Genomic DNA, 25,277 nt, shown 5'->3' on the forward strand with positions numbered 1-25,277 from the left:
CCTCTCTTTTTTGGTTTTTCATAATTAGTGAGCGATTGTTCCTAGAAACAAAAAGTTGCCTTTTTTCTATACCCTAGGCGATCCCTGGAGCCCCTTCCAGTTCTTTGACATTAAAGGCCGAGTCGTTGCTTTCCTAGTTCTTCAATCATCTGTCCCGAATTTTCTGTATTCGCTGGCTTTTCAATCGCTAGATATTTTTTGCCATACCATTGTGTTTTATACGTTAGTTTTTGCATGAACAGATACCAATCACTAGAGTTAAATAGACTCGTCTCCTCACTATCGACGGTACTTGGTTGCTTTTCGACAAAAATATAATCGAACTCTTTGACTAATGAAAATGTCAGCTGGTCAATAAAGTCCTTTTTTCTAAAGGCTTTTTCCTGAATTAACTTGTGCACTTTTTGCTTTTGCTTTTGATAATTTTTGGCGTCTTTTAGCTTCACTTTATGCTTTTTCGCAATTTTAGCGCGTAAAAGAAGTTTTCTTTTTGCTTTTATCAGCCTGTCTTCCTGCATTTGTTCTTCAATCGTTTCTAAGTGATCGAGCGGCTTAGATACATGTATCAAATGTTTTGGACAATATGAAATACCGATAGCTTTTTTGGTTTTCGGTAAAGCAGTGACTTCTTCTAAACACAGTAAAGATACATAAAATTCTTCATTGTTTTTTGCTGAAATCGTGGCTGAACGAATCAACCCCTTAATCTCACGATGCTGATGCACTTGAATCAAACTTTTCAACTTAGGAAGTTTTAGTTTTTCATCAACAAAATAAATCGTATGTTTTTGATTATTTGTTGTATAGGATTGCCACGTGCTTTTCTTGTTTTTTAATTTAGGATAGCTCGCTCTTCCTTGAAAAAAATTTGCGTACGCTCGCTCTAAGTTACGCTGTGCATTAGCCAAAGCCAGACTATCTGTCTTCTTTAAAAAAGGATAGTCTTTTTTTAATACTGCGGGGGTTAATTTCATACTTTCTTCCGAATTCGCTGTGTTTTTTCTCGCCATTAATAGTTGATTATATGTAAATCTTACACAGCCAAAGGTTTGCCTAAAAAATGTCAATTGTTCTTCGTCTGGATAAATCCGAAAACGATAACCTTTTAACACTTTCATGAATCAACCCCCTTACCCTATTGCTATGCTTCTTTCTTTTTTCTCAATTTTTCTTGATACATTGGTACTTCATCTGGTGTTGCGTAAATAAAGTGTCCCGGTGCGATTTCTTGCATACTTCTCGCCACATCTGTCTGAGCAGCTTCCACATACTTAATGCGTTTGCGCGTACGTTCGCTCTCCGGATCTGGTAATGGTATAGCCGATAATAAGCTTTCTGTGTAAGGATGCACTCCATAATGATAAATTTCATCACTTGTACCAACTTCAAGCAATTTCCCTAAATGCATCACACCGATACGGTCACTAATATGTTTGACCATCGATAAATCATGTGCAATAAAGAAATAGGTCAGATTGTGCTTTTCTTGTAAGTCTTGTAAAAGATTGACCACTTGCGCTTGAATGGACACATCCAAGGCAGAAATCGGTTCATCACAAATAATAAACTTAGGATCCACAGCTAATGCTCGTGCAATGCCGATTCGTTGACGCTGCCCACCGGAAAACTCATGAGGATAACGCGTCCCATGCGACGGATTCAAGCCAACTGTCTTTAACAGCTCATCGACACGTGCATTGCGCTCTTTGTCATTTTTTGCTAAATGATTAATATCAATTCCTTCAGCAATGATGTCGCGGACCTTCATGCGTGGGTTTAAAGAAGCGTATGGATCTTGGAAGATCATTTGAACTTCTCTACGAAAATCTTTTAATTCTTTTTTTCCTTTTAATTTCATGACATCTTTGCCATCAAAGGTGATTGTGCCATCAGTCGGTGTATTCAGACGAATAATCGAGCGACCTGTCGTGGATTTTCCACTTCCTGATTCGCCAACCAATCCAAATGTTTCCCCTTCATATATATGAAACGTCATATCATCGACAGCTTTCACTTCATCTTTACGCCCAACGTTAAAATATTGCTTTAAGTTCTTCACATCTAATAAGACTTTGCTCACGATATCCCCTCCTTACTCGCCAAAAGCATTTTCTTTAAATTTTTTCCAGCGAATTTGAATTTCTTCTGGTGGTATCACTTTTGGTGCTTGAGGTGCCAGCAGCCACGTAGCTGCCTTGTGCGTAGGAGACACATCGAAAAATGGTGGTTCCTTTTCCGTATCGATTTTCATCGCGTATTCATTACGTGGATAAAACGCATCGCCAGTTGGTGGTTTTAATAAATCTGGCGGAGAACCTGGGATCGCATATAATCGTTTGCCAGTACTTTCTAATGTCGGCATTGATCCGAGTAAGCCCCATGTATACGGATGTTGCGGATTATAAAAAATTTCTCTAGCCGTACCAATTTCAACGATTTTCCCACCGTACATGACAGCGACACGGTCTGCCACATTAGCTACCACGCCTAAGTCATGAGTGATGAAAATAATCGATGAGTTCATTTTTTGTTGGATATCTTTTAACAATTCAATAATTTGCGCTTGGATTGTTACATCGAGTGCTGTGGTCGGCTCATCAGCAATTAATACTTGTGGGTAACAAATCAATGCAATCGCAATAACAATCCGCTGTCTTTGCCCACCTGAAAATTGGTGAGGATAATTTTTCAAGCGTTTTTCAGCATTGGGAATCCCTACTAAATTCAGTAATTCTAACGCTTGCTTTAAGGCTTCTTTTTTGGAAATTTTCGTATGTTTCACTAACGACTCAGCCACTTGTCTACCGATAGGCATCGTTGGATCCAACGATGTCATTGGATCTTGGAAAATCATTGAGATATCTTTGCCTCGAATTTTTTGCATTTCTTTTTCACTTTTCTTTACGATATCCGAACCGTTAAAAAGAATTTCGCCATTTTCGATATTCGCATTACTCGCTAACAAACCCATAATACTTCTCGTCGTTACCGATTTGCCACTTCCAGATTCACCCACAATTGCTAATGTTTCACCTTGATACAAATCAAAACTCACATTTCGAATAGCTTGAACTTTTCCGGCGAAAGTATCGAAAGAAATTTCTAAATTTTTCACTTCAATTATCTTATTCATTCAATCACTCTTTCATCTTCGGATCAAACGCATCGCGTAATCCATCTGCTAGTAAGTTAAATCCAATCATTATGACTGATAGCGTCACTGCTGGCACCCATAGTTGGTAAGGTAAAAATAGGAATGTCTTGTATCCATCACTTAATAATGTCCCTAACGAAGCAACTGGCGGACGAAGACCTAGTCCGATAAAACTTAGGAAAGCTTCGAAGAAAATAGCAGACGGAATACTAAACATCATTTGAATAATAATGACACTCGAAATATTTGGCAAAATGTGCTTGAATGCAATTTTTGATCTCGTTTCACCTAATGTTGTCGCAGCCAACACAAACTCTTGATCTTTGAGCTTCATCGTCTGCGCCCTGACAATTCTGGCCATTGGTATCCAGTTTGTAATCGCCATAGCGGCCACGATTGACGGAATACCTGGTTCGAATACCACTAACATCAAAATCATCACGACCAAATTGGGAATCCCTGAGATGATTTCTAAGAAACGTTGCATAATATTATCGACACGGCCGCCAAGTAGACCTGAAATCAAGCCATAAGTCACCCCGAAAACAATATCGAGTAAAGCAGCAATAAAGGCAATTAATAACGATACACGCGTACCCATAAATAAACGACTTAATAAGTCACGTCCTAAACTATCTGTTCCTAAAAAGAAATACGTTCCATCAGGTACATTAGCTTGTGCGTATTTATCTACTAACTTCCCACCAACTTCAGCGTACCCATTTAAGCCAGTAATATTAATTCCTGGAATTTTAGGTGGCAAGTTGGTATATTTCACATTTTGGGCAGTCGGATTATGCGGCGAAACAAAAATCGTCACGATTGAAATCGCAATAATAATTGCCAACAATATAATCGAAAGCACAGCAGCTTTGTTTTTCTTTAGACGTCGCCATGAATCCTGCATAAACGTCAATGATGGCATAGCGATTTCTTCACGTTTTTCCGTCGTACTTTTTTCTAATGGTTCAAAAGAAGAGATTGGAATCGCTGCTACTTCTTTTTCATTCAATTGTGCTGAATTAGTCATTAACCACGACTCCCTTCTGATACACGAATTCTAGGATCGACAATCCCATATAAAATATCGACAATTAAAATAACGACAACCAACATAGCCGAATACAACATCGTTACTGCCATAATTGTTGGGTAGTCATTGGTCATAATTGATTTTACAAATTGTTCCCCAATCCCAGGAATAGCGAAAATATTTTCAACAACCAATGAACCTGTCATCAGACCAACAGCAAGAGGTCCTAATAATGTTAATAATGGAATAAGACTATTGCGAAGACCATGATGGAAGACAATCCCCCATCGGCTTAAGCCCTTCGCACGAGCAAGCTCTACATAATCACTATGCAGCACTTCGACCATTTCCGTCCGAATAAAGCGGGCAGCATCAGCTAATGGCGACATAGCTAGAGCGATTGTAGGTAAAATCGTATAAGCGAATGTTTCCCATTTGGCGATTGGTAAAATGTGTAGCTTCATGGCAAAGACATATTGAAGCAGTACGGCGAAGACGAAGTTCGGGATTGAGCGGCCAAGAATGGCTACTAATGTCGCAGTGGTATCAATCCACGTATTTTGCTTCATTGCTGAAATTGCACCTAAAATAATTCCGCCTAAAGTACCGACAATAATCGCTTGAATCCCTAACTGTAAGGATGGTCCAATCCGAGCACTAAGTAAGTTCGCTACAGGTTGATTTTTAAACTGGAATGAAATACCTAAATCAAAATGCAGCAAGTTGTTTAGATACAAACCATATTGCACCAGCATCGGCTTATCTAATCCCATTTGTTTGTTTAATAAAGCAATTTGTTCTGCACTTAATTTTTCAGCATTGGTATAAGGTGTTCCTGGTAATAATTTCATTAAGAAAAAAGTAATGGTCGCAATGATCCACAAGGTCACCAGCATAAAAAAGATTCTTTTTAAGATATATTTAACAAAACTATTCACTTAATTTCCTCCTAAGTGTTTTGACTTATAAACAATAATTTTGTAAAGTTATTTTATTATTTATGTATGATTGAAAGGAGTTCCGTATGCACCTTCGTAAAAGTACACTCTTCATTAGTATTGGCAGTTTGGCAATTAGTTTTTTGTGGTCTATTTTCTTTTCCACGTTAACTTTGGTTCGCGTATCCGATATACTATTTCTCTTTACTCTCTTCTTTTTGGTAATTGGTTGTTTTTTATGGGTTTGTTCTTCTGGATTATTTGATTTCTTTCAGTACTCATGGAAAAAGACCTTTCGTAAAACAAAAGAAGATTATCCTATCCTATCAGATATTGGCCGTACAAGCTATCGTTTTTGGCTAGAGCCGGCATTCATTCTTTTCTGCTTAAGCCTCATCTTTTTGGGATTGTCTTACTTATAAAAAACGGCGGTACGCCCAATTGGCATGCGACACAAAACGCCAATTGGACGTCCGCATTTTTTACTTATTCTTCAATATAAGCCCATTTGTAATCATATTGTGCACCTGCACTGTGTACGACAACATCTTTTACTTTTGTTGCACGTAGATGTGCTTCAGCTTTTTGAAAGACTGGTGTTACACCTTGTTCATCCATAATAACTTTTTCTGCATCAAGTAAGTCTGTCCAGCGTTTTTCTGGATTTGTAACATCTGTTGACCCAGCTGCCGTATTCAATTTATCGTATTCCGCATTGCTCCATTGCCCCCGATTGTATGAGTTACCTGTGACAAATAAATCAGTAAAGCTACTAGCATCGGCATAGTCAGCTCCCCAACCACCCATCACAACATCAAAGTCACCTGAGCTTGAGCGATCAAGTCTGACTGAAAATGGTACTGGTGTTACAGTTACTGTGATGCCATCCAAGTTTTCTTGAATCGCATTTTGGATATACTCGACAACTTTTTTCGTTGAATCATCATCTGAAGCAATGATATCAAATGATAACGAGTCAATTCCTAATTCACTTTTTGCCTCTGCCCAAAGTGTTTTTGCTTTATCCGCATCATAACTTACCAAGGTCCCTGAAGCTTTTGTAAATTCGGTGCCATCTGGTCCAAATGTCAAGTTCTTAGGAATCAATCCTGTCGATGCAATCGACCCATCACCCAACACATTTGTTACTAAGGCATCACGATCAATCGAATAAGAAATTGCTTGACGTAATTTTGCATTTTTAAATGGTGAATCGGCTTTTCGTTGGTTGTATTCTAAGTATGAAGTACGACCATCTTCTTGTGAGACGAATGCTTTATCATTTGCCATTTGTTGTGCCAATTCTCCTGAAAGAATGACATCATCTGCTTGGCCATCTTGGAAAAGATTCAACGATGTCGATGATTCTTTCACGACACTCACATTGATTGTATCCAGTTTGACATTGTCTGCATCCCAATACTGATCATTTTTCTTGTAGCTCCACTCAGTATCAGTCCCTGGCCCATCAAAACCTTCTAAGGTAAATGGTCCATTGTAAATGGCATTGTCACTGGTTTTCGCATAGTTATCGCCTTCTTTTTCTACTTCCTTTTGATTTTGTGGGAAGAAAGATGGGAAAGCTAATAAATATTGGAAATAAGGTGTTGCTTTTGTTAATTTGATTTCCAGCTCATAATCGCCCGTTGCCTTGATCCCTAGTTGATCAACAGCTTTTTCCCCATTAATAATCTCCGTTGCATTCTCAACCGATTCAAACAAATACGCATATTCTGAAGCTGTTTTTGGATTCACTGTTCGTTGCCAACCATAGACATAGTCGGCTGCTGTTACCGGATCGCCATTAGACCATTTCGCATCTTCTCTTAATTTTAATGTGTACGTTAGACCGTCGTCACTAACGGTTGCTAATTCTGAAGCGCCTGCTGCTTGGGGTTTGTTTTCACTATCCAAGCGATAAAGACCTTCGTATACATTATTGAGAGCCGAAAAACTAATCGTGTCTGTCGCTACTGATAAATCTGCTGTCGGCATTTCTTGTTGTACAACGACATTAAACTCTTGCTTTGTACTGGAATTAGAGGAGCCACTGTCGCTCGTTGAACCACCAGTTGTACATCCCGCTAAGACAATACCACACAAAGCCAACCAACCAATAATCTGTTTCTTTCTCATTTTCTTTCCCCCTATTTCCTTGCCAAACCAATAAACGACTCCCCATTAAGTAACCAACTGAATGGGGAAACTTGTACTACTCTGCGATATACGTCCACTTGTAGTCGTATTGTGCACCAGCACCATGGGCAACCACGCCCTTCACTTTTGTATTACGTAAGTGTGCTTCGGCTTTTTGGTACAATGGAATGACGCCTTGCGTATCCATCAAGATTTTTTCTGCGTCTACCATATCATCCCAACGTTTGTCGGCATCGCTAACATCGGTTGTGCTTGCGGCTTTAATAGCCGCATCGTAGTCAGAGTTACTCCATTGACCACGGTTATATGAATTTCCAGAAACAAATAAATCTAAGAAGCTACTTGCATCGGCATAGTCGGCACCCCAACCACCCATTACAACATCAAAGTCACCAGAGTTTGAACGATCCAAGCGGACAGAGAATGGCACGGGACTCAATGTTACGGTCACGCCATCTAATGATTCTTGAATAGCACTTTGTAAGTACTCGGTAATTTTTTTCGATGAATCAGTATCTGAAGACAAAATGTCAAAGCTTAAAGAAGTAATTCCCAATTCTTTCTTCGCTTTTTCCCAATATTCTTTTGCTTGTTTTTTGCTGTATGAAAGTTCTGTTCCAACTGCTTTTGTAAAGTCTTCCTTATCAGAAGGACTAAATGTCAAGTTAGCAGGTACTAGCCCAGTCGAAGCAATTGACCCATCACCTAGGATTGAATTCACTAACGCATCACGGTCAATAGCATAAGAGATTGCTTTTCTTAAGTTCTCATTATTGAATGGTGAATTCGCATCACGTTGGTTCATTTCCAAGTAAGTAGTAGATGCTTCTGGTTGTGACACAAATGATTTGTCATTAGCCATTTGTTGCGCTAATTCTCCTGAAAGAATGACATCATCTGCTTCACCATCTTGGAATAGATTCAATGAAGTAGAAGATTCTTTCACGACACTAACATCGATTTTAGACAATTTCACATTATCTTTATCCCAATACGTATCGTTCTTAGTATAGCTCCATTCAGTATCTGTACCTGGTCCGTCAAAGTCTGTCAATGTAAATGGACCATTGTAGACAGCATTGTCACTTGTTTGTGCATAATTTGAACCATTTTCTTCTACCACTTTTTGATTTTGTGGGAAGAATGAAGGGAAAGCTAATAAGTAGTCAAAATATGGTGTTGCTTTTGTTAATGTGATTTCTAATTCATAATCACTAACTGCTTTAATTCCTAATTGATCTACTGCTGTTTTTCCAGCTGTAATGTCATCTGCATTTTTCACTGGTGAGAATAAATAGGCATACTCTGACGCTGTCTTAGGATTCACTGTACGTTGCCAACCATAAACATAATCAGCCGCCGTTACTGCATCTCCATTAGACCATTTTGCGTCTTCTCTTAATTTAATAGTATACGTTAAGCCATCATTGCTGACCGTAGCCTTCTCAGCAGCTCCTGCTGGCTCAGGGTTGTTGTCTTTATCTAAACGATAGAGTCCTTCATACACATTATTTAAGGCACTAAAACTAATCGTATCTGTCGCCAAAGATAAATCGGCACTTGGCATTTCTTGTTGCACAACGACTTTAAATGTCTGATCTTTTGCTTCTCCTCCTGAACTACTTGATGTTGCTGTTGATGAAGAACCACCTGTTGTAGAACAACCTGCTAGAGCAAGCCCAAAGATTGTTACCAAACCATATGCCCATTTCATTTTCATGCACAAATCTCCCCTTTATTCATTTTTTCAGAAATTGAGTATTGTCTGAATTAAATTAAATTTTAATTAGTAATTATTAAAAAAGCAAGAAAAATTTAATATTTTCTTCATTTAATCTTCATATACTTAAAAAATATGTGAAAACGCCGTAATTTTTTTTATTTTTTTGTATTTACGGTTTAAAAACTCTGATTATTTGGTTTGTATATTATTCAACAATCTGTATGTGTGCTATAGATACACAAAAAGAGCAAAAAATCCAGAAGTTGCTTCTCAAACTCTTGGATTTTTTGCTCTTTTTGCTCGGATCTGAACGCTTTTGTTCTAACCTCTATCAACGGTATACCAAATGCAAATCCTCGGCATTGCGACATAAATTCTCAAAAATTTGTGGTACAATTTTTGGAATTTCAGATCTCATTGCTCGGATCTGAACGCTTTTGTTCTAACCTCTTATCTTGCTACTTGCTTCATTTGCTTGCTTCGCAATTGACCACATGCTGCATCGATATCGGTTCCATACTCTTTCCGAATGACACAATTGATACCATTTTTCTTTAAGACATCATAAAATTTCATGACATCATTTCTTGAGCTGCGTGCGTATTGATCATGTTCACTTACTGGGTTATACGGAATTAGATTAACGTAAGTGAGCTTTTTCTTATCTTTTAACAAGTCAGCTAGTTGCTGAGCGTGCTCCACTCGGTCATTTACATGACTTAACATAATGTACTCGAAAGTAATTCGTCGATTGGTCTTCTCTAAGTAATAATCGACCGCATCCATCAGCTTTTCGATTGGGAATGTCCGATTGATTCGCATAATAGACGTACGTACGTCATTATTTGGTGCGTGCAACGAAATAGCTAGATTGACCTGTAAGCCATTTTCAGCGAACTCTCTGATTTTAGGAACAAGGCCACTGGTCGATACCGTGATATGGCGTGCACCAATCGCAAGACCTTTCGCATCATTTACGATCGTTAAAAAGTTCATGACATTTTGATAATTGTCAAATGGTTCACCAATGCCCATCACGACAATGTGGGACACCCGACTTCCTTCGTTCTTATCATCTAAATAATGTTGGACTAACATTATTTGCGCCACGATTTCTCCTGCTGTTAAATCGCGTTGCTTTTTCAAAATACCACTGGCACAAAATGTGCAGCCAATGTTACAGCCTACTTGAGTTGTCACGCAGACGGATAGACCATATTCTTGGGTCATCATCACCGTTTCAATCATATGGTTATCTGGCAACTGAAATAAATACTTCACAGTCCCATCTTGTGCTTCTTGTACAACGACTTGATGCAAAGGATTAATAATAAAAGTTTCGTCTAGCTTTTCAATAAACCCTTTTGACAAGTTGGTCATCTGTGTAAAGGACTGCACACGTTTTTGATAGAGCCATTCCCATAGTTGCGTCGCCCGAAACTTTTTTTCTCCTTGTTCTAAGACCCAGTCAGTCAATTCATTCAATGGTAATTCATAAATGGAAGCTTTCATTTTTTTTCCTCTTTTCACTTTTGTCGTTGCTTACTATACGTGAAAAGTTTTTTAAGTGCAAGTTTTCACGAGAATTTTTTTCTCTTATTTATCCGCCATGCCAATCGCGTTTGCAATCGAACGGAAATACAATCGACTAGCGAGTATATAGTAAAAGACATGTACGCAGACAAAAACAGCTAGAACCTCAATGGCCGCTGCTTGCATCGTCAATGAGAACAAATGATACATTGCAAGTAAGGCCACAATACTATGTGCAAGTGCCACGACTAATGGAATAAAGAACAAAATTCCTACTTGTCGATACACCATTTTCTTTAATTCTTTGCGTGAAAGACCTAAGCGATAGATCATGCGGTATTTTTGTGTATCATTGGCTAAATCACTATACAGACGGAAATACAAGAAGCTTCCCGCTGAAACAATGAATACTAGACTGACAAAAATTCCTACGAACAAAGTAGGGGCATAGCCTTTGAGGGTTGCATCTTTATTGTATGCAATAGCAGAAATAATCGGTGTGTCTGCTAGCTGTTTTCCGGCAGCTATTTTTTGACTTTCCGTGGCATCTTTGGTCAGCCAGATTGTCGAGCTATTTGCCGTACCAGTCAACTGAACCTCATCGCTTACGACAAACGTTCCTTGATAGACAGGAACAATCGCAGTAGTTTTTTCTGATGTGACGCTCAGCGTTTGCTGTCCTATAGTCACTTGTTTCACAGAAGCCACAGTCGATTTTGAGCCAGCTGCTTGTAATTGAATTGCCTCATTGGTTTTAGGTGAAAGGGTCTCTTTACCTAATAATTTCGCCACTTTGTTGTAATCAGAAGCGTGGATGGTCGTTTGTTGTTCATCAGCATAATCCGTATAGGAAGCCTTCTCAGCCGTGATGTGTAGGCTAGACAATGTTTGATCGACCTTTTGAATATATGGCTGCTCAGTAGGCGCTTGAAAGTCATATGGAATATAATTCATGACCCCTAAGAATATCGCTTGCACGCCATACAATGTCCCTACTGCGACAAATGCTACAGTCGATACAATCGTGATTAAGAAAAATGACCGTGCATTGTCCTTCATGCGAAAAGCTAAGTCAGAGAAAACAACCAAATTGCGTTTTTTCCAAAAGAACGACAAATGTTTTTTCAATCCTTCGATAATTTGGACACTTAATTGTGAAAATAGCATAAACGTGCCAATGACTACCATTACTAAGACTGGTAGAAAGGCCATAATGACGGTCGTCCCTTGTGACAGTAACGCAATCGTATAGCCGATTGCAAGTAAGAGAAAGGCGATGACACTTTTGACTTTAGAAAAAGTAATGGCTCCTTTGCCTTGTTCATCGGCCTTTAATAATTGTTGAATCGTTTGTTTTGGTAATTGAAATTGAGCCACCCCTGAACTTACTAAAAACAGTAGGCTAAACGAAACAATTGTAAGAACAATCGCTTTTACAGGAAAATAAGCGTCAAAATTCACACCAATCAGTTGTTTGGCTGCGAACAATATTAGCTGCGAAAAGCCCACACCTAATAAACTACCAAAAATAATTGACCAAAAGCCAATGACCAATGTCTCTAGACTAATCATCCGGCGCAACTGCTTCATACTCATTCCTTGAATCAACAACAGGCCAAATTCTTTTTTACGAGATTGTAAAAAGATACTTAGCGAATAAATGACAAAGAAAAATGAAAAACCAAAGATTAAAACAGCTGAACCGAGCATTCCTACTTTCAGATTTTGGCTCACACCTGATTGCAAAATTGGATGAAATGCCATCGTACTGAATGTAAAGAAGACCATCACGCTGACCAGTGTACTTAGAAAATAAGCCAAATATAGTGGCTTATTACGCATCGTATTGCGATAAACAAATTGTCTAAAATTCATTGTTTACGCCCTCCAATTGGGCAAGTTGTTGCATGATTTCTTGATAAAATGCTTCTTGTGTCGAAGTTTGATGAATATCATTAATTAACTTGCCATCTTTGATAAAAAGGATACGGCGACAATAGCTAGCCGAAAGCGGATCATGGGTTACCATCAGTAAGGTCGCTTTTTCTTCTTGGTTTAATTGATGAAACAGACGCATCACATCTTTTGATGCTTTGGTGTCCAGATTTCCTGTCGGCTCGTCTGCCAAAATCAATTGTGGATGATGAATCATCGCACGTGCCACTGCTACCCGCTGTGCTTGCCCACCTGAAATTTCAGATGTCCGTTTTTTTAAGAGTTGTTCTATGCCTAACTTCGGTGCGATTTCACGGACTTTTTGTTTCATCACACGGACGGATTCGCCCGATAATGTCAACGGTAAGACCATATTTTCTTCAACGGTCAAAGTCGGTAACAGATTAAATGCTTGAAACACAAAGCCTAGCTTTTCTCTTCGGAACTGAGCCACTTGTTCTGAATTTAGAGCATGAGGGTCTTCACCATTCAACAATACCTTTCCGTTCGTTGGATTATCGATTGTTGCCAAAATATTTAACAACGTGGATTTTCCGCTACCAGAAGGGCCCATGATACCTACGAATTCACCGGCTTCAATCGTAAAATTAATCTCTTTTAATGCTTCATATTTCATTGCTTCGCCATACGTTTTACTGATATTTTTGACTGTTAACATAATAGACTCCTTTGTTTTTTCTTGTCCTCATTATATAAAAAAGTTGGCTTACACCCCATTGAATAAGGTGAAAGCCAACGAACAAATTTGTCATTTCTTAGTAAAGTTACTCATCGTTCTCTTGAGGTGAGTAGTATTCGCTGTCTTGTTCCGTCTGCTCTAGTGATTCTAGATAGACTTTACGCGGCTTGCTTCCCTCTGATGGGCCAATGATACCATTGGCTTCTAATTCATCAATTAAGCGCGCAGCCCGGTTATAGCCTATGCGGAATCTTCTTTGCAACAGTGAAACACTGGCAGTCTGCATTTCAACAACCAATTCCTTGGCCTGATCATACAGCTCATCTTGGGACTCTTCTGCTTGATTCGTGGTGACTTCCTCATCAGAAACCATCATTTTCTCTTCGTAGTTCGCGCCTTGCTGATTTGTGACAAAGGAGACGACTGCCTCTACATCATGGTCTGAAATAAATGCCCCTTGCACACGAATTGGCTTATTCTCTCCCATTGGTAAAAAGAGCATATCTCCTCGACCCAATAATTTTTCCGCTCCGTTCGTATCAATAATCGTCCGTGAGTCGGTCCCACTAGAGACGGCAAAGGCCATCCGTGAAGGTACGTTTGCTTTGATAATCCCTGTGATAACATCCACACTTGGCCGTTGTGTCGCTAAAATCATGTGAATTCCCGCCGCACGAGCCATTTGCGCTAAACGAATAATGGCATCTTCTACTTCATTACTGGCCACCATCATCAAGTCAGCTAACTCATCGACAATGACAACAATAAATGGCAAGATTGGATGCTTCTCACCAGTTTGTTGATTGCGTTCTTCAATCATTTCATTGTAGCCAGTAATATTTCGGACACCTGTCGCTGCAAACTTCTCATACCGTTCTTCCATCTCTTTGACCACTTTTTGTAATGCTTGAGCTGCTTTTCGTGGATTGGTCACAACTGGCGTTAACAGATGGGGAATGCCATTATAGACATTTAATTCTACCATCTTAGGATCGACCATCATTAATTTTACTTGATGGGGCTTGGCTTGCATCAAAATACTGGTAATCATGCCGTTAATCGCGACTGATTTCCCACTCCCTGTCGAACCCGCGACCAATAAATGAGGCATCTTGCTCAAGTCGGCCGTTTGGACTCTACCTGAAATGTCGCGTCCTAAAGGAACTTCTAATAGATGATCCGGATGTGGCGTCTGAGCCTCGACGACTTCTCTAAATGACACAGTGCTAATTGCATCGTTTGGTACTTCAATCCCAATTAACGACTTACCCGGGATAGGTGCTTCCATCCGTACGTCTTTGGCTGCTAGTGCAAGTGCAATATCATCGGTTAAGCCGACAATTTTACTCACTTTCACCCCAATGGCTGGCTGAATTTCAAATTTAGTGACAGAGGGACCTAAGCTGGCTTTGACCACTTTGGCATCGACACCAAAGCTTTCAAATGTTTTCTCTAGCACAGCAATATTTTTTTCGATTTTTTTGTACTCGCCACTTTGATCAGTCGGCTTACCTGGATCTAACAATGTGGATGGTGGCAACTCATAAGCTTCATCTTCCACATCTTGCGGGATATCAAATTCCAGTAGTTCTCCTTCATCTTCGTCTGTTTCAACTGGTTTTTTCTTCGGAGGCTGTGCATCTGCGAACTTTGGCTGCTCAAAATCACGATCTTTGCTCTCTTGAAAACTATTTATTGGTACAAAGCTGAGTTGTTCAGTCTCCACAGGTACTTCGACTTTGGTTTGTTCTGCTAATTTTTCACCTGGCGTTTTTGGACGTACGGCATTCTTTTGGCTTTCCTCTGCCTGAATTTCAGCTAAAATCGCCGCTTTCTTCATTGCTTGGTTTTCTTCTTTTTGGCGTTTTTTGGCTTGACGTTGCTCTTCCCTTTCCGTGCGTTTATCTGCATTCGCATCATAGCGTTGTTGCGCCAACTCTTTGATACGGCCAAAATGGTCCAGACAATCTTGCAACGTATACGGACTAATGATTAATGCGCCGCCAATCATTAGCAATACACTAACAAAGTAACTACCCGCCTGTGCTAGTAAAAAATACGTTCCAGCATACAAAACGGCACCAATCATTCCACCACCGACATTTTGTGCGACCCGTCCCGCTTTTAGATCGATCAACAAACTACTCCAAGTATTCGCGATAATCGCTGGATCATTTGACTCAAGGCGACCAAACAATAGCGCATGAAGGAAAATCAATACTCCTAAATAAAGCAATAAGCCCCCATAAAAGAAATGATTTGGGCGCCACTTCGCTGCTTGATTTTTAATCATCAACCACAAACCGACACCAATCATCCCCACACAAAGAAATAAATAGGTATTTCCCCCGACTAGGCGAAAGATATTTGCGACCAGTGTTCCTAAAAATCCTAATTTAAGAATGCCAAATAGACCAAATAAGCTCAAAAAGGCGCCTATTCCAATCCAAATCATTTTTTCTTGTTGTTGCTGTTGCTTTTTTGTCTTACGTTTTTTTATTGCCCTCTTGTTTGCTGCCATGCTTCATTCTCCCTCATTTCATTCCCTTCTATTATACATAAAAAATAGCTGCAAAAAAAGTTCAGCCCCCGACAACATTTTTCCATCCATGATTGAAAAATGAAGAGGAGAGGTCTAGAATAAATGAAACAAACCAATAAAAAGGAGTGCTTTAGGTTATGACGAGAAAAATTGGGGTTATCGGCATGGGAAACGTGGGTGCAGCTGCTGCACACTACATTGTTGCCGCTGGATTGACAGATGATTTGGTATTAATTGATTCAAATGAAAAGAAAGTTGCTGCAGATGCATTAGACTTTCAAGATGCGATGGCGAATTTACCGGTCCATACAACTATCGTCTTCAATGATTATGACGCATTAGCAGATGCTGATGTCATCATTTCTGCAATCGGCAACATCAAATTACAAGATAATCCAAACAACGACCGCTTTGCTGAATTGCCATTTACGAGTGTCGAAGCGACCAAAGTAGCGCAAAAATTAAAAGAAGTCGGCTTTGATGGCGTCTTGGTTGTCATTACCAATCCAGTAGACGTTATTACATCCATCTATCAGTCTGTGACCGGCTTACCAAAAGAACGCGTCATCGGCACGGGTACGTTGTTGGATTCCGCTCGTATGAAGCGTGCAGTCGGCAGACAACTAGCGTTAGATCCACGCTCAGTCCAAGGGTACAACTTAGGTGAACACGGCAACTCTCAATTCACGGCTTGGTCTACTGTACGCGTGCTAGGTACTTCATTAACAAACTACTTAAAAGAAAATCAATTGACCTTAGACTTAGAGGAATTGGACCACGAGGCGAAGGTGGGCGGTCATACCGTTTTTGCAGGCAAAAAATACACGAACTATGGTGTAGCGACTGCCGGCGTGTCACTAGCTGTCGCTATCTTGAGTGACTCTCATGCCGAGCTACCTGTCTCTAATTACAGAAAAGAGTATGGAACCTATCTCTCTTATCCCGCAGTGGTCGGACGTCAAGGCATTATCCAACAAGTCCAATTGGATTTAACAGAAGAAGAATTAACTAAACTTCAAACTTCTGCAACTTATATTAAAGAGAAATACCAAGAAGCATTGGATGCTCATTCAACAAACTAACCTATTGTGAAAAGAGGGTGCACGTGAAATTCAAAAAGCACTTTGGTGTCTATGGTACTTGTATCAAAGATCGTAAGTTATTATGTATTCAAAAAAATGCCGGTCCCTATCGCGGACGATACGATCTTCCGGGAGGTAGCCAAGAAATTGGTGAAGGCTTGACTGAAACGCTCGTACGGGAAGTACTTGAGGAAACTGGCTACCGTGTCATATCTTATGCCAATCCACGCGTGTATGATGTCTTTGTAAAAGAAGAGACGCAGTTATTTACCGTTCATCACCTCATGGCCCTCTATACGATTGAACTTGATAGTCAACAGCTACAGCTACCAACTGTCGTAAGTGATGGCCTCAATGACTCTGATGCAGCCGTCTTGGTCGATTTTTCACGGCTCACTTTAGAAAATGCATCGCCTCTTGTTTTGAAAGTCAAAGAAGAGTTTCTAGGCCAGGCGACGATGGATAAAACAACGTATCCGAACTGGCGCGTCATTCATTAGCTGAACTATAAGATTATGGTCTGTCATTTTCCAAATGATGAGACAAAAGTACCTAAACGTAAAAAGACCAAGAAATCCATTTAAGAAACAACTTCTGGATTTTTTGGTCTTTTGTGGATCTATTCGCTTTTTTTCAGCCTCTTTAAACGGTGATCAAAAAGCAGATCTCTCAACAATAACTCGAAAATTTCTAAAATTTAAAAGCATTTTTTGAAATTCCCGAGTTATTGCTCGGATCTATTCGCTTTTTTCTCAGCCTCTTTATTTTGAGGTAGCCTCATCGCCAAACCATTTTTCGACGATTTCATCATACTTACCATTTTCTTTTAATGTTTTCAAACCTTCATTAATTTTTTCAGCTAATTTGTCGTCCCCTTTACGGACACCAACTGCAAAGCTTTCTTGTGTGTACGGTGTTTCAATAATATTGTAATCAGACAATGTCCCTGCCTGCTTCAAGTAATAGCCCGCATATACATTATCCACTAACAAGCCATCAATCCGTCCGTGCTCTAAATCAATAAACGCTTCATTAAAGCTAGCATATAGTGTTGCATCTTCATCTTGAACAATATCTTTTAAGACATCAGCTTGCTTTGTAAAGACATTGTAGCCTGAAGACCCTTCTTGTGCCCCTAGAATTTTCCCTTTCATACCGTCAACAGTAGTGATTCCACTTGATTTTTTCGTTACTAGTACTTGGGTATTTTTCATATAAGAGTCAGAGAAGGTCACTTTTTTCTTTCGTTCATCATTCATTGTGTACCCGTTCCAAATCATATCAATCGTACCATTGGCTAGCTCCGTTTCTTTCATTGACCAATCGATTGGTTGAAACTTCACTTTAGTATCTGTTAGTGCGAAGACAGCATTGGCTAAATCAACATCAAAGCCGACGATAGTACCATCATCGTCTTTAAAGCCCATTGGTACAAACGTGTCATCTAATCCGACTACGACTGTTTTTTTATCCGCTGCACTCTCCGTTGTTTTCTCTGAACTACCACATGCTGCTAAGCCAACCACGCTCGCAACTAACATAACCAAACTTACCCATTTTTTCATTATAATATCCTCCTTTTATTTTGGTTCTACTTTTAATAGTTGATTTGCAATTGTTTCCGCGAAGGTCAAATCATGGGTGACGACGATTTGTGTTACACCCTGCGCTTTTAAATTTAAAATCAATTGTTCTACTTGTTGGCGTAAAGCTGGATCTAGTGCACTCGTTGGTTCATCATATGCTAAGACTTTGGGATCCATCGCCATGGCTCGTGCAATTGCTAGTCGTTGTTTTTGCCCACCAGATAGCTGATAAGGATACTGATTCAGTAAACTCTCAATATCTAGCTGACCGGCTAGTTTTTTCGCTTTCTCTTCAGCGACTTGGACAGATTCTTTTAATACCATTTTTGGTGCTAACGTAATATTTTCCAGCACACTCAAATGAGGAAAAAGCTGAAAATCTTGGAACACGACACCGACAACTTGTTCTTGCTCTTTTGTATTGGTCGGGTCAAATGCTTTGCCATCCAGTAAAAACGTGCCACTATCGACTGTCTCTAATCCTGCTAACGTCCGTAATAGCGTCGTCTTTCCTCCGCCAGAAGGACCGACGATTGCTAGGATGGTACCATCAGGGATGGTTAAATCTAAATTTTGGATGACTTTTTTTTCTCCAAATGCCTTGTTGATATTTTTTAATTCTAACATTCCCTATTCCTCCTACCGATAATAATCCAGACGATTTTCTAATTGACGTAAGACCACTGTACAAATCCCAGTCATCGCTAAGTAGACAATCGCGACGCCTAATAGCGGTACTAGTGTGGTGTCACGTTCCATCGCTATCTTCCCTAAACGCATCACATCTGATAATCCTAAAATATAAATCAAAGACGTATCTTTGACTAAGTTAATAACTTCATTTCCGACTGAAGGCAAGGTAATTTTCGTCACTTGCGGAATAATGATTTTACGTATTGTTTGAATGGGGTTTAAACGCAACACTTGTGCTGCTTCGTATTGCCCTTGAGGAATCGATTGAATCCCACCACGGAAAATTTCTGCAAAATACGCTGCATAGTTCAGTACAAAAGCAAAAAGCGCTGCATCAAATCGCTCGAAAACAATATTGATTAATGGCAAGCCATAAAAGACAAAAATTAATTGCAATAGTAATGGTGTTCCGCGCATCAACCAAATATAGACTTGCATCACCCATCGCAATGGTGCAAATTTACTTGATAAGAAAAAGGCAAAAATAATTCCTAAAGGGACCGATCCGATAATTGTTAGTAGAAATAATTTCAATGTGACGCCAATTCCACTCATTAGTTGTGGAAACAAAGATAAAAAGTAAGCCATTGTTCTCTCCTCCAAAAAAATATCATTAAAGACAATCGATAGTTGATCGATTCATAAAAAAAACCTCTGGCCAAAAGCCAGAGGACGTATCTACGTGGTGCCACCTCAGTTTTGCTACTTTTTTACAAAAGTAACCTCATGAATCATCTGAATGACACAAAACCGTAGCAATAAAAAAAGCCCTTAGTCAAACGACTAAAGGGCGTAATTACGCGGTTCCACCTTTTTTTGTTTTTGTCTTGCAACAAAAACCTCAATGAGTCATATTCATTCAAATGACTGCAGCTGTAACGGGCCTCCCGAATTCTCTTACTTCATTCAGAGAATCAACTCCAAGATGTGTTTCAACTTGTGTCACTATCTCTTCTCACCAACCAGAGACTCTCTAAAGTAGCAACAAATTTACTTGTTCTTGTCATTGTATTTCTTTTATTGTTCTTACTTTACATGGTAGCAATAAAATTGTCAACCTTTTTTTCTTATCATTTTCTCATTTTTATTATTCGACTTAGGCTTGCGATTCGATTGATTTCAATTACAATGGTAATAGAATGAGGAGGTATCTGGATGGACTTTAACGAACTACTTTCAATTTACCCAAACGCATCCTTGCATGCTCTACCGGCAAGTGAACCAATGCTGTTTTCTTTTCCTTCTAAGACGGGCTATATATGGATTCCCAAAGCGCAACTTTCAGTAACGGAAATGCATCTTCTACAGCACCTTGCAGAAGAAAAAACGCTGATCCATGAATGTGATACGCATCCTTGGTATCGTCTGTTATTGTTACAAAAACCAATTGCCATCACTGAAGGAAACTATCGCATCATTCAAATTGCTTGGAATCAAACGCAACGACTCGATTCCACTTCTTGGCTAGAAGAAATTCGTATAATGATGCCTCAATTGGTCGACGCATTCTTTGTAACAGATCAATACGCTATCTTAATCGAAAAGCAAGACGCTCATTCTTTTTCAACGAATGAATTAGCTGGCCTGTTTTTAGCTCTAGATGGAGACTTTGATAGCTATAGTCGCATCTATGTCGGTTATTTTCATCCATCGACCGTTACCTTTTACAAAATTTTTGCCGAAGAAGAAGCAATCTTTTCGTTCTTTCAATCTACGCGTAGACAAGAAGCTGCCAGTGATTTAGCAATGCTCATTGTTTCGTACTGCACCAAACAAGCCCTCGCCTCAAGCTACTTATTGCATGCTTTAGCGGCGCATTGGTTTTCTGATAGTGACTTGCCTCTTATATTAACGACGTTGTGGGACAATCAAGGAAATATCAGCTCGACGGCCAAAGAATTATTTATGCATCGCAATACCTTGCAATATAAGCTTGATAAATTCCAACAAACAAGCTTACTGAACTTAAAAGAAACCAATCAACTATTTCTTTGTCAGCTCCTTATAGAAAATTTTATCGATTCCGTTGTTTCTTGACAGGTTGCACAAGCAAGCTGTCTTTTTTTGTGCACGTTCCCATTGTTTGTATAAACCGTTTTCATTATAGTGAGTGTATAAGATAAGTTCAAAGAAAGAAGGAATTGTAATGGTAGAAATGGCTTTAAAGCACGTGTATAAAAAATATGATAACGCTGAGAACTACTCAGTTACAGACTTTAACTTAAATATTGCTGATCGTGAATTCATCGTCTTTGTCGGACCTTCTGGCTGTGGGAAATCGACAACACTTCGGATGATTGCTGGTTTAGAAGATATCTCAGAAGGTGAATTATACATTGGCGATAAAGTCATGAATGATGTAGCACCGAAAGATCGCGACATCGCCATGGTTTTCCAAAACTACGCGTTGTACCCACATATGTCTGTCTATGACAATATGGCATTTGGTTTAAAACTACGTAAATACAACAAAGCTGATATTAAATCACGGGTTGAAAATGCAGCGGAAATTTTAGGTTTGACTGAATATCTTGACCGCAAGCCAGCAGCATTATCTGGTGGACAACGTCAACGGGTGGCACTTGGTCGAGCAATCGTTCGTGATGCCAAAGTTTTCTTAATGGATGAACCATTATCAAACTTAGATGCAAAATTACGGGTAGCGATGCGCGCGGAAATTGCAAAATTGCACCGTCGTCTAGCTACTACTACAATTTATGTTACCCATGACCAAACAGAAGCGATGACCATGGCTGACCGAATCGTTATCATGAAAGACGGTATCATCCAACAAATTGGTTCACCAAAAGAAGTATACAACACACCTAATAACGTCTTCGTAGCTGGCTTTATCGGATCACCTGCGATGAACTTCTTCAATGTTGTCCTAAACAACGGCGTAATTTCAGATGGACTTGGCTTAAGCTTACGCATTCCTGAAGGTCGTAACAAAGTCCTAGTAGAAAAAGGCTACGAAGGAAAAGAAATTATCTTTGGTATCCGTCCTGAAGACATTCACAGTGAAGAAGTCGTTCTTCAGGCCTCACCAGAAGCTACTGTTAAAGCAGAAGTTGTCGTATCTGAATTATTAGGAGCTGAAACAATGCTTTACACACGTGTAGGAAATACCGAATTCATTTCGAAAGTGGATGCTCGTGATTTCCATAATCCTGGTGAAACGATTGAATTAGCTTTCAACATCAATAAAGCACACTTCTTTGACAAACAAACAGAAGAAGTAATTACCTTACATTAATTTTGTTAGTTCTTGGGAAGTGAAGAGTTTGCCCCTTTTCACTTCTCAACTACTTATATATTTTTCCTTATTTGTACCCCCTAATGAAAACCACCAAAAACTTGCCCGTTTTTGGTGGTTTTTTCTTACATAAAAGACCAACAAACGAACAGTTCCCTTTCAGTTTTATCACATCTATTGAATTGGGATAAGGGAGTTGCTATACTTCCGTTCGAAAGGATGTGTCTGAAGTGAATTGCTTAAGACAAACACGACATTATTATTATCATTTTCTATTTCTTATCGCTGCCTTAGTGCTGTATTTAGTATTGCTAGCAGCCCACAATACGACACCAGCCATGGAATCTATGTTTTGGATGATATGCTATGGCTTTAACACAATTTTTGTACTAAAATATTGTTTTACATTTTCCTTTTCCAGTCTTCGCTTAGCTTTCCTCACATTTTCTTGGGTGATTTACGGATCCTTAAGTGATTGGCTAGCAGATGGTATTTACATGCAAATCATGTTACCCTTGATGATCTTAGCAATTGCAAGCCTATGTCTTGAATCACAAGTACCACAAACATAGCGAAGGAACCAGCATATGCTGGTTCTTCCGCTTCCCTACTAAATCTTCTCATCGTTTTGGTCGAATCAATGGTATCGCCAGCTTTCTTTTGCAATGCTAGTCCTCAGCCCATATAAATAATTTCTTCTCCTTTTTCATTAGTTGAAAAAACGACATTATTATTTAACACTTTCCCAATAATCATGATAACTGCTTTCTCTTATCTAATGAAAATAAAAAAAAACCTAGAATCATCTCCTACACTACTTCAATGGAATAATCCCGGTTTTGCCTGTCGAACACTAACAATCCTGATATCTGAATACACAATAGCATATCCTTATTTATCGCGTAAGCCTTTTCAGAATATTTTTGTATTGAGTAGTTCAACTGTTCTTTTTTATCAAAAAATACTCTAGGCAAGGAAGATTTCTTAAGATATGATAGCTCTTCCTGCCGTAGAGTATGTTTCCTTTTATTATTTATTTCTTATTCGAAGATACATACTAAATAATTATAACTATTATCCTAGAGTTGAAATATCTTCTTTAAAGTACTTATCAGACAATTTAGTTAATGTACCATCCTTCTCCAGTTCCTTTAAAATTGTATCAAATTTATTCTTTAATGCTGTTCCTTCATCAGTTTTAGAAAATGGATAAGCAAACTGTGCTTTAAAAATACTTATACCTGACATTTTTAAATCTAAACCAGATTGTTCTATTTTCTCTTCACCACTAATTTTGTCATTTAAATATGCATCCACTCTACCGTAAGCTAAGTCATTTGGAATTCCGCTTGTATCTTCATATGTTACTACTTCTATTTCATCGTCAGGATTATTTTCACGAATATAATCCTCATAAAATGATCCTAATGCTACCGCAACTTTTTTCCCTTTTAAATCTGACAGTGATTGGTAATTGTTGTCGCTAGTTTCCATTAATTCAATATCTGGATATGCATATGGTTCTGTAAACTCATATGTAAGTTTTCTCTTATCTGTAATTGCTACATGTTCTGCCACTACATCTGTTCTTCCAGATTCTAGTTGTGCCATCTGACTTGTAAAATCTGTGGTCGTCCATTTTACCACATATCCTAATTTTTCTGCAATCGCTTCTGTTACTTCTACATCATAGCCAGTCAGTTTCCCTTTATCATCCTTATAATTCCAAGGATAGTGTAGACCTGATGTAGTCGCCTTTAACACTTTGGTACTGGAAGTAGTTTCATTAGTACTGCTAATACTAGAGTCACTTTTATTACTAGAACACCCGACCAAAAATATTATGACACCTATAAATATTCCGCTTAATATATAGCCTTTTTTCATCATTGACCCTTACCTCACTCTTTCCCAAGAAAAAATAATCTATCACCTGTTTCAACAACCGCATTTCTCCTACTTATGATAATGTGAACATTCTTCTCTGCAAAATATTGTTTCACTTCTCCATTAATATTTGTAATCTCTGCAATTAGTTCACCTTTATTTACTACTTGTCCTGCATGTACAGTGTATGTTAACAATCCAGCTACATCAGAGTACAAATAATATCGACGATTAATTATACGATTGGAAAATGGGTGACTATTTTGTGATGTGTTGATAATTGACAATTCATTTAAAATTCTTATAAAACCATCATAGGAAAATCTTACATCTTCCGAATCCAATATACCTCCTTGTCCCAGTTCAACCATAAATGATATTTTTTTATTTAATTGGGCTTGAACGTCTAAGAATCCGAATGTGTTCCCTGGAATTTCATTTAAATTTTTGGAAAAATCCAAAGAACAATGATATTCTCCACCAAACACATAAGCCAAATGTCGTGCCTTTTGATAATACTCTTCTAATTCATCATTAATTTTTTTTACAACAGTATATGGTTTCCCTTCATAAAGACTACCCACGGTATGACAGTCAATTATTACTGAAGCTGGTTCGCCAAATGTTTTAAATAACTCAAAGGCAATTCTTTGCGAAATTGTTCCCTTAGCATTTCCTGGAAATTGTTGATCCAAATCTAGAAGATCTCTAGGAGTATTTTTTTGTCTTCCATTAAACGCCAAAACATTAGAAATAGGAGTTATTATAATGGTTCCTGATATTTTTTTTGGATCTACGTTTTTTAAAAGTTTTAACAGCGCGTATGGTCCATTTAACTCATCTCCATGTACTGCACCATTAAGCCATACTGTTGGTCCATTTTCTATACCTTTAATAATATGATAAATAATTGCAATATCAGAACCATCTGCTCTTTGACCAATCACAAGTTTATCTTGTGTTATCTCCCCTTTAGGAAAGTTCGATATATTTAATTTAATAATAATCACCTCTTCTTCTAATTTCAAAAATTTTACCATTTGTACTCTTTCATTAAT

The 25,277-nt window shown here is 38.7% G+C and carries 23 protein-coding genes and 1 other annotated feature; of the genes, 5 read left to right on the forward strand and 18 right to left on the reverse strand.

The features are described 5' to 3' along the window. Positions 1 to 110: 110 nt before the first annotated feature. From HMPREF9088_RS02155 to opp3b, 5 genes are read right to left on the reverse strand one after another with little or no spacing between them, the layout of a single operon-like run. Complete coding sequence (locus HMPREF9088_RS02155) at positions 111 to 1,118, reverse strand: RNA-guided endonuclease TnpB family protein (protein WP_007207478.1); 1,008 nt, start codon at positions 1,116 to 1,118, stop codon at positions 111 to 113. A 23-nt stretch (positions 1,119 to 1,141) separates the two neighbouring features. Continuing rightward, positions 1,142 to 2,080 carry an ABC transporter ATP-binding protein gene (locus HMPREF9088_RS02160; RefSeq protein WP_007207479.1) on the reverse strand — a complete coding sequence of 313 codons (939 nt, stop codon included), beginning with the start codon at positions 2,078 to 2,080 and terminating at the stop codon, positions 1,142 to 1,144. 12 nt (positions 2,081 to 2,092) lie between these two features. After that, positions 2,093 to 3,133 carry an ABC transporter ATP-binding protein gene (locus tag HMPREF9088_RS02165; protein WP_007207480.1) on the reverse strand — a complete coding sequence of 347 codons (1,041 nt, stop codon included), beginning with the start codon at positions 3,131 to 3,133 and terminating at the stop codon, positions 2,093 to 2,095. Between the two features lie 4 nt (positions 3,134 to 3,137). Continuing rightward, positions 3,138 to 4,184 (reverse strand): oligopeptide ABC transporter permease, encoded by a 1,047-nt coding sequence (gene opp3C, locus HMPREF9088_RS02170; protein WP_007207481.1) that lies wholly within the window; start codon positions 4,182 to 4,184, stop codon positions 3,138 to 3,140. Further along, complete coding sequence (gene opp3b, locus HMPREF9088_RS02175; protein WP_007207482.1) at positions 4,184 to 5,125, reverse strand: oligopeptide ABC transporter permease; 942 nt, start codon at positions 5,123 to 5,125, stop codon at positions 4,184 to 4,186. Before opp3b ends, opp3C begins: the two co-directional genes overlap by 1 nt. An 86-nt stretch (positions 5,126 to 5,211) precedes the next feature. Here opp3b and HMPREF9088_RS11560 point away from each other — a divergent pair, with 86 nt between their 5' ends. Continuing rightward, on the forward strand, positions 5,212 to 5,547 hold the full coding sequence (locus HMPREF9088_RS11560; protein ID WP_007207483.1) for a DUF3899 domain-containing protein: 336 nt from the start codon (positions 5,212 to 5,214) through the stop codon (positions 5,545 to 5,547). Between the two features lie 64 nt (positions 5,548 to 5,611). Here HMPREF9088_RS11560 and HMPREF9088_RS02180 read toward each other — a convergent pair whose 3' ends face one another. The 6 genes from HMPREF9088_RS02180 to HMPREF9088_RS02205 all read right to left on the reverse strand — a co-directional run bounded on the left by HMPREF9088_RS02180 (position 5,612) and on the right by HMPREF9088_RS02205 (position 15,694). Beyond that, positions 5,612 to 7,261 (reverse strand): peptide ABC transporter substrate-binding protein, encoded by a 1,650-nt coding sequence (locus tag HMPREF9088_RS02180; RefSeq protein ID WP_007207484.1) that lies wholly within the window; start codon positions 7,259 to 7,261, stop codon positions 5,612 to 5,614. Between the two features lie 76 nt (positions 7,262 to 7,337). Then, on the reverse strand, positions 7,338 to 9,002 hold the full coding sequence (locus HMPREF9088_RS02185; RefSeq protein WP_007207485.1) for a peptide ABC transporter substrate-binding protein: 1,665 nt from the start codon (positions 9,000 to 9,002) through the stop codon (positions 7,338 to 7,340). Positions 9,003 to 9,455: 453 nt separating this feature from the next. Continuing rightward, positions 9,456 to 10,517, reverse strand: coding sequence for a dual-specificity RNA methyltransferase RlmN (gene rlmN / locus HMPREF9088_RS02190; RefSeq protein WP_040366111.1), 1,062 nt, complete (start codon positions 10,515 to 10,517; stop codon positions 9,456 to 9,458). A gap of 84 nt (positions 10,518 to 10,601) precedes the next feature. Then, positions 10,602 to 12,413, reverse strand: a complete 1,812-nt coding sequence (locus tag HMPREF9088_RS02195) for an FtsX-like permease family protein (protein ID WP_007207487.1) — start codon at positions 12,411 to 12,413, stop codon at positions 10,602 to 10,604. Continuing rightward, entirely contained in the window at positions 12,403 to 13,152 is a 750-nt protein-coding gene (locus tag HMPREF9088_RS02200; RefSeq protein WP_007207488.1) for an ABC transporter ATP-binding protein, read from the reverse strand. The genes HMPREF9088_RS02195 and HMPREF9088_RS02200 overlap by 11 nt, the downstream gene beginning before the upstream one ends. Positions 13,153 to 13,258: 106 nt before the next feature. Further along, positions 13,259 to 15,694 (reverse strand): DNA translocase FtsK, encoded by a 2,436-nt coding sequence (locus HMPREF9088_RS02205; RefSeq protein ID WP_007207489.1) that lies wholly within the window; start codon positions 15,692 to 15,694, stop codon positions 13,259 to 13,261. A gap of 158 nt (positions 15,695 to 15,852) precedes the next feature. On the opposite strand from HMPREF9088_RS02205, the gene HMPREF9088_RS02210 reads away from it, so the two are divergent. Together HMPREF9088_RS02210 and HMPREF9088_RS02215 are read left to right on the forward strand one after the other, a co-directional pair. Further along, on the forward strand, positions 15,853 to 16,797 hold the full coding sequence (locus HMPREF9088_RS02210) for an L-lactate dehydrogenase (protein ID WP_007207490.1): 945 nt from the start codon (positions 15,853 to 15,855) through the stop codon (positions 16,795 to 16,797). Between the two features lie 23 nt (positions 16,798 to 16,820). Next, positions 16,821 to 17,297 carry an NUDIX hydrolase gene (locus tag HMPREF9088_RS02215; protein WP_040366113.1) on the forward strand — a complete coding sequence of 159 codons (477 nt, stop codon included), beginning with the start codon at positions 16,821 to 16,823 and terminating at the stop codon, positions 17,295 to 17,297. Positions 17,298 to 17,558: 261 nt separating this feature from the next. On the opposite strand, the gene HMPREF9088_RS02220 is transcribed toward HMPREF9088_RS02215, so the two are convergent. From HMPREF9088_RS02220 to HMPREF9088_RS02230, 3 genes are read right to left on the reverse strand one after another with little or no spacing between them, the layout of a single operon-like run. Further along, positions 17,559 to 18,362, reverse strand: a complete 804-nt coding sequence (locus HMPREF9088_RS02220; RefSeq protein WP_007207492.1) for an amino acid ABC transporter substrate-binding protein — start codon at positions 18,360 to 18,362, stop codon at positions 17,559 to 17,561. A 15-nt stretch (positions 18,363 to 18,377) separates the two neighbouring features. Then, positions 18,378 to 19,010 (reverse strand): amino acid ABC transporter ATP-binding protein, encoded by a 633-nt coding sequence (locus HMPREF9088_RS02225; RefSeq protein ID WP_007207493.1) that lies wholly within the window; start codon positions 19,008 to 19,010, stop codon positions 18,378 to 18,380. A gap of 12 nt (positions 19,011 to 19,022) precedes the next feature. Continuing rightward, positions 19,023 to 19,664 (reverse strand): amino acid ABC transporter permease, encoded by a 642-nt coding sequence (locus HMPREF9088_RS02230; protein ID WP_007207494.1) that lies wholly within the window; start codon positions 19,662 to 19,664, stop codon positions 19,023 to 19,025. A 195-nt stretch (positions 19,665 to 19,859) separates the two neighbouring features. Then, positions 19,860 to 20,092, reverse strand: a binding site (T-box leader). Positions 20,093 to 20,231: 139 nt separating this feature from the next. Here HMPREF9088_RS02230 and HMPREF9088_RS02235 point away from each other — a divergent pair. After that, positions 20,232 to 21,113, forward strand: a complete 882-nt coding sequence (locus tag HMPREF9088_RS02235) for a helix-turn-helix domain-containing protein (RefSeq protein ID WP_007207495.1) — start codon at positions 20,232 to 20,234, stop codon at positions 21,111 to 21,113. A 109-nt stretch (positions 21,114 to 21,222) separates the two neighbouring features. Next, positions 21,223 to 22,332: an ABC transporter ATP-binding protein gene (locus HMPREF9088_RS02240; RefSeq protein WP_040366116.1), complete on the forward strand. Its 1,110-nt coding sequence runs from the start codon at positions 21,223 to 21,225 to the stop codon at positions 22,330 to 22,332. Between the two features lie 504 nt (positions 22,333 to 22,836). On the opposite strand, the gene HMPREF9088_RS11870 is transcribed toward HMPREF9088_RS02240, so the two are convergent. The 4 genes from HMPREF9088_RS11870 to HMPREF9088_RS02255 form a co-directional block, all read right to left on the reverse strand. Beyond that, positions 22,837 to 22,998, reverse strand: coding sequence for a hypothetical protein (locus tag HMPREF9088_RS11870; RefSeq protein WP_007207497.1), 162 nt, complete (start codon positions 22,996 to 22,998; stop codon positions 22,837 to 22,839). 9 nt (positions 22,999 to 23,007) lie between these two features. Then, positions 23,008 to 23,088 (reverse strand): CAT RNA binding domain-containing protein, encoded by an 81-nt coding sequence (locus HMPREF9088_RS11565; protein ID WP_081457055.1) that lies wholly within the window; start codon positions 23,086 to 23,088, stop codon positions 23,008 to 23,010. Positions 23,089 to 23,406: 318 nt separating this feature from the next. Continuing rightward, positions 23,407 to 24,222: a transporter substrate-binding domain-containing protein gene (locus HMPREF9088_RS02250; RefSeq protein ID WP_007207498.1), complete on the reverse strand. Its 816-nt coding sequence runs from the start codon at positions 24,220 to 24,222 to the stop codon at positions 23,407 to 23,409. Between the two features lie 11 nt (positions 24,223 to 24,233). Next, positions 24,234 to 25,277 (reverse strand): M14 family metallopeptidase (locus tag HMPREF9088_RS02255; RefSeq protein WP_007207499.1); only part of this gene is annotated, 1,044 nt, incomplete at its 5' end.

It is taken from the genome of Enterococcus italicus DSM 15952, assembly GCF_000185365.1.
Lineage (GTDB): Bacteria > Bacillota > Bacilli > Lactobacillales > Enterococcaceae > Enterococcus_G > Enterococcus_G italicus.